Genomic DNA, 6,028 nt, shown 5'->3' on the forward strand with positions numbered 1-6,028 from the left:
GGATAGTAATTATGGTATTTTTACTGGCCCTTTTTTTAGCACTAGCCAAACGTAGAGATGAAGTGTTGATTTATAAAGAGACAGGAACAAAAGTTAGAAGCAATATAGAAAAGTATTCGTTGCCACTAATTAATACAATACTAATGATTATAGTTATCATAATTACGGGAGCTTATATATTATACACCCTATCTCCAAGTATTATTGCGCAATTTGAAAGTAAGTATATTTATATTACATCAATATTTGTTATTTTAGGATTTTACAGATATTACAAATTAATTCAACAAAGAGTGAGTTACGCAAATCCAACAAAAATTCTACTAAGCGATTTAAAAATGCAGCTTATAGTTTTAGGATGGCTTATTTGTTTTTATGTGTTAATCTATTAAAAGAATGACAACCTTGTTAAAAAATATTGTTACAATTTGGAATAAGTATGCACTAGGTATTACTGTGTTTTTTGTTGTATGCCTATTAAGTTTGTTATCCTTTCAAGGATTCGATATGTGCGACGAAGGTTGGTATATGACGTTCTATCAGCAAATATTTAATGCACCAGAAACAGTAGAGTATAATTTTGCATTTTGGTTAACAGGAATTGTAGGTGGCATTTGGTACGAGCTATTTCCAGAAGGCGGTATATTATCTTTTAGAGTGCTAAGCATAGTAATAATAGTAGCTACAATAATAATAGCCTATAAACTACTAAGTCGATACATCAAAAAAGAGTACATTATCGTTGGATTACTAATGGTTATGTTAGTTAATGATTTTGGTTATCTCGCTTTTTATTACAATCACTTATCTGGGTTTTTAGCAGTATGTATCGTCTATTTTATAGATAAAGGTTTAAGAAAGCAAAGCCTATTAGAACTAGTTATTGCAGGACTTTTAACAGCAGTTAATGTCTTTTCTAGATTGCCTAACGTCACGCTATTTGTGCTATTATTAGTATTTCCTGCTCAATATTTTTTCGATACAACAACGACTAAAAAGTACATTCTAAAACAAATAGTCGCTTTTTTAGGCGGGTCAATACTAGGATTCGTAATCGTGTATTTAGTTATGCTAAGTTTAGGACATATAGACGTTTTTAAAAACGCCGTTTCTGGGATTATTAATAAAGGTAGCAATGCAGACAGTAATCATAATATTATGCGATTACTAGGCTTTTATGCTAAGGAATATATTAAAATAATAAAATTTAGCCTTAATATTATACCCATAGCAATTGTAATTGCTATAATGAGTAGTTACTCAAAACGAGTTTCCTTTTTAAAACCACTTGCATATATTATTGGTGTTGGAATCATTGCCTTCTTATTTAGAAAAGATGCAGTTTACAGTTTGTACTGTTTAGGACTAATGGGAGCAATCTATTTAATACTAGCAAAAACTATAACACCAGCAATTAAAAGTATTGCCTTTTTAGCATTAGTAATTGCTGTATTATTACCAATGGGTAGTGATGGCGGTATACATAATGCAGGTTATGTTTGTATTTGGTTAATATTACCTGTTTTTATGCATGCATTTGCAACATTACAAAGAGCAAACATGCAAATAAGTTTAAGCCATGGAGATGCAAAATTAAACGTTTCTAAACATGACTTTAATACATTTTTAATAATACTAGTCATTTCGTTTTTTATAGTTAAAGGCTATAAAATTTCTAAAGAAGCTTACTTTGATGCGGGCAGCCGTTTACATAAAACATATGCTATACATAATACATTAGCTAATGTGTACACAACAAAAGAGCGAGCAGATATAACAAATGCTGTTTTACAAGCACTAAAGCCACATGTAAAACCTGGCGATTATCTTTTGGCTTACGATAATATACCAATGCTTAATTATTTAACAAAAACAAAACCCTACATGGGTATTTCGTGGGTTTGGGTATACGATAGTAAAACGTTTGAAACTAAAATAAAACAAGCGGAAGAAACTATTCCTTATTTACCAATAGTTGTGCAACAAAAATTTAGGACCATTGTTTCGTTTTCTGAGCCAGATGAAAACTATATGAGTGAAAACAAAGAAGAAAGTTACATTTATAAAAGAGGACGCGTAATAGCTATGAATAACTTTTTAAAACGAAATAATTACGAAGTAATATGGAGTAACTCTCATTTTAATATTTTAAAATCAAATAAATCTAAAGAAAACTAATGACTACTATTGTTGCTTTCGATTTTGATGGAACACTAACTAAAAAAGACTCTTTTCTTAGATTTATAGCATTTAGTAAAGGAAAAGCAAGTTTGTATTTAAGCTTACCCTATATTTCAATTTTGTGGGGATTATTTAAATTAAAAATTTTAAAAAGACAATACGCTAAAGAAGCTATTTTTAGTTATTTCTTTAAAGGAATGTCTATTGATGATTTTAATACAGCAGGTGTAGCATTTTCAAAGCATATTGATAACATGTTAAGGGCAGATGTAAAAAACAAAATAGCATCGTATGTAAAAGCGAACTATAAACTAGTTATAGTAAGTGCCTCTATACATAACTGGATTGCACCCTGGGCCAAACAAAATAATATAGAAACCGTTATTAGTACACGAATAGAGGTAGATGGTTCAGGATTAATTACAGGAAAGTTTAAATCCTTAAACTGTGTAGGACAAGAGAAAGTAAATCGGTTTCTAAAAATGTTTCCAGACAGAACCAATTATAAACTTATTGTTTATGGCGATACAGAAGGAGACAGAGCGTTAATGGATTTAGCCGATGAAAGTTATTTTAGATATTTTGAGTAAACTGTAATGTCTATTTTTGTATTGTAATAGAATAATTAAAAAGCAATAGTGTTATTTTAAGAATAAGAGTTATATTTCAACTTCTAATAGGCTTAATCAATATTTGATCTATACCATTCAAAAATATAAAACAGAACACAAGCAACTTTGGAACACATTCGTTTCCGAAGCCAAAAATGCTACGTTTCTATTTCAACGTGATTTTATGGAATACCATAGTGATCGTTTTGTAGATTATTCCCTGTTAATTTTTAAAGCAGAAACTTTAGTCGCAATATTGCCTGCAAACAGAGAAGGAGATGCAATACATTCGCATCAAGGTCTAACCTATGGCGGATTGGTAATAAAAGAAAGCTTAAAGTTAAAAGATACTTTAGAAGTTTTTAAAAGTGTATTACAGTTTTTAGAAACCGAAAAAATTACGAAGTGTAACATAAAACTATTACCATCTATTTACACAATAGCGCCAAGTGAAGCACTAGAGTATTTATTGTTTATTCTGAAAAGTGATTTATATAGAAAGGATGTATTATCTGTTATCAATTATAATGCTTTCCCAAAAATGCTATCTAAAGTTCGTAAACGCGGTTTAAAACGAGCTGAAAAGCATGGTTTAACAATAAAAGAAGAACCAAATTTTGAAGGGTTTTGGAATACCGTTTTAATACCAAACCTAGAAAAACGATTTAATAGAAAACCTGTACATAGTTTAGCAGAAATAGAAAAATTACATCAACAATTTCCACATAATATTAGACAATTCAATGTTTACTATAATGGAACTATAGTAGCAGGAACAACTATTTTCGAAACCAAAACTGTTGCACACGCACAATACATTTCTGCAACCGAAAATAAACAAGAATTAGGAAGCTTAGATATGTTATTTCATCATTTAATACATACCGTTTTTAAAGAGAAACACTACTTCGATTTTGGAATTTCTAACGAAAACCAAGGAAAAAATATAAACGAAGGCTTATTATATTGGAAAGAAAGCTTCGGTGCTAGAACAATAACACAAGATTTTTATAGTTTAAATACTGCTAACCATAACCTTTTAGATGGAGTATTGCTATGATAAAGTTTCTAGATTTACATAAAGTCAATGCGCGTTTTGAAGCCGAATTTAAAAATCAGTTTCAGCAATTTTTAGACTCAGGATATTACATTTTAGGAAAAGGTGTATCTACATTCGAAACCAATTACGCTAACTATTGTGGAACCAAACACTGTGTAGGCGTTAGTAATGGTTTTGATGCGTTGGTATTAATCTTTAAAGGCTATATCTCATTAGGACTATTAAAAAAAGGAGATGAGGTTATTGTGCCCGCCAATACTTTTATAGCTTCTGTACTAGCAATATTAGAAGCAGGCTTAACCCCTGTTTTTGTAGAACCCAATGCTAAAACATATAATTTAAACCCTTTAGAAATAGAACAGCACGTTACTACTAAAACAAAAGCAATTTTAGTAGTACACTTGTACGGCCAGTTAGCAGAAATGAAGGCCATTAAAAGTATAGCAGATAAACATAATTTAATACTAATTGAAGACGCCGCACAAGCTCATGGAGCAACAAATGCTAATGGAAAGCGAGCAGGAAATTTAGGAGATAGTGCAGCGTTTAGTTTTTATCCTGCTAAAAATTTAGGCGCATTAGGAGACGGAGGAGCCATAACAACAAATAATGATGCATTAGCAGCTATTATAAAACAGCTACGTAATTACGGAACGGTTTCTAAATATGAAAACGAACGAATAGGAGTTAATAATCGTTTAGACGAAATACAAGCCTTGTTTTTAAATGTAAAACTAAAACAACTAGATAAAGATAATTCTATAAGGCAAACCATAGCAAAAGGGTATATAAAAGGCATTGTAAACGATAAAATAACATTACCATTTTATAATGATTCTAAAAATCATGTATTTCATCAATTTGTAGTTTTAGTAGATGATAGAATGGCCTTTATAAACTATTTAAAATCAGAAGGCATAGAAGCATCAATACACTACCCAATACCGCCACATAAGCAAAAAGCCTTACAGCAATACAAAAGTTTAAAATTACCCATAACAGAACAGATTCATAGTACATGCGTAAGTTTACCTATTAGTCCTGTATTGTCGTTAAATGATGCTGCCAATATTGTTAACGTAATTAATAATTTTTAATGGCCTTTAAAAAATTACTTACGTATTTTAAACAGCATACATTACTTAAGATAACATCGCTTAACTCTATAGTTATAGCTATTAGGCTAGTTATTTCTTTTTTTATACAAAATTTATTAGCAGAAACTATAGGAGCAGCAGGAATTGCTAAAGTAGGACAAATTAGAAGTGTTTTAGCAATGTTAACAAGTGCTTCTTCCTTTGGTATTTTTAATGGGATAGTAAAATATACAGCAGAGTTAAAAGACGAAAAAGCGCAATTACAGAAAATGTTCTCCATGGCATTTATATTTCTACTATTAGGAATTATAATTTCGGCCTTTATTTTATTTGTGTTTTCAGAAAGTATTTCTGTATACCTTTTTGGCGAGAATAACTACGTGTCTGTTATAAAAATATTAGCTTTAATAGTGCCAGCAATAGCTTTAACAGTTCTATTTAAAGGGGTTTTAAATGGCCTAACAGCCTATAAAAAGTATGCGAAAATAGAACTCGTTTCCTATTTACTATCTAGTATTCTATTAATAGCCTCTTTGTTGAAATTTAGCTTATTGGGTGTTTTAATAGCTATAGCACTAACACCATTATTACAATTGTTAGTTATTGTGTTTGTTTTTGGAAAAACATTAAAGCAACATATAAATTTTAAAGGAGTAAAATGGAATACACCGTTTGCTAAAGCATTATTAACTTTTACCATAATGTCTGTAATCTCTACAATACTATTAAACTATATAGAGATTGATATAAGAGCGCAAATTACAGATAAAATAAACGAAGCCGAAGCGGGGTATTGGACAGCAATGTTGTTTATCTCTAAAAACTATATGGTATTTTCAACAGGATTATTTACGCTATACGTAATGCCTAAATTTGCAGGAATATACGATGGGAAGACTTTTAAAAAACAGGTTATTTATATTTATAAAACCCTATTGCCATTGTTTGGGTTAGGGATGTTACTAATCTACTTGTTTAGACATTTTTTAATAGCTATAATATATCCAGGTTTTGAAGCCATGGAACCATTATTTAAATGGCAATTATTAGGAGACTTTGTAAAACTAATAGCTGTGGTA

General features: G+C 30.3%; 5 protein-coding genes and 1 pseudogene. All 6 read left to right on the forward strand.

The features are described from left to right. Positions 1-392: pseudogene (locus tag ACVC2P_RS00205) on the forward strand (prenyltransferase); the annotation flags it as partial. 4 nt (positions 393-396) lie between these two features. After that, complete coding sequence (locus ACVC2P_RS00210; protein WP_452596474.1) at positions 397-2,178, forward strand: hypothetical protein; 1,782 nt, start codon at positions 397-399, stop codon at positions 2,176-2,178. Then, positions 2,178-2,771 carry an HAD family hydrolase gene (locus tag ACVC2P_RS00215; RefSeq protein ID WP_452596475.1) on the forward strand — a complete coding sequence of 198 codons (594 nt, stop codon included), beginning with the start codon at positions 2,178-2,180 and terminating at the stop codon, positions 2,769-2,771. The genes ACVC2P_RS00210 and ACVC2P_RS00215 overlap by 1 nt, the downstream gene beginning before the upstream one ends. A 103-nt stretch (positions 2,772-2,874) precedes the next feature. Further along, positions 2,875-3,852, forward strand: a complete 978-nt coding sequence (locus ACVC2P_RS00220) for a GNAT family N-acetyltransferase (RefSeq protein ID WP_452596476.1) — start codon at positions 2,875-2,877, stop codon at positions 3,850-3,852. Continuing rightward, complete coding sequence (locus tag ACVC2P_RS00225) at positions 3,849-4,949, forward strand: DegT/DnrJ/EryC1/StrS family aminotransferase (protein WP_452596477.1); 1,101 nt, start codon at positions 3,849-3,851, stop codon at positions 4,947-4,949. The genes ACVC2P_RS00220 and ACVC2P_RS00225 overlap by 4 nt, the downstream gene beginning before the upstream one ends. Next, a partial coding sequence (locus tag ACVC2P_RS00230; RefSeq protein ID WP_452596478.1) for an oligosaccharide flippase family protein occupies positions 4,949-6,028 on the forward strand: 1,080 nt, incomplete at its 3' end. The genes ACVC2P_RS00225 and ACVC2P_RS00230, both read left to right, overlap by 1 nt.

The sequence above is a fragment of the Pontimicrobium sp. MEBiC01747 genome, assembly GCF_053601635.1.

Excerpts from the sequence above, each read along its gene's own strand:
- ACVC2P_RS00210 (WP_452596474.1), top strand. The coding sequence starts at position 397 with ATGACAACCTTGTTAAAAAATATTGTTACAATTTGGAATAAGTATGCA.
- ACVC2P_RS00215 (WP_452596475.1), top strand. The coding sequence starts at position 2,178 with ATGACTACTATTGTTGCTTTCGATTTTGATGGAACACTAACTAAAAAA.
- ACVC2P_RS00225 (WP_452596477.1), top strand. The coding sequence starts at position 3,849 with ATGATAAAGTTTCTAGATTTACATAAAGTCAATGCGCGTTTTGAAGCC.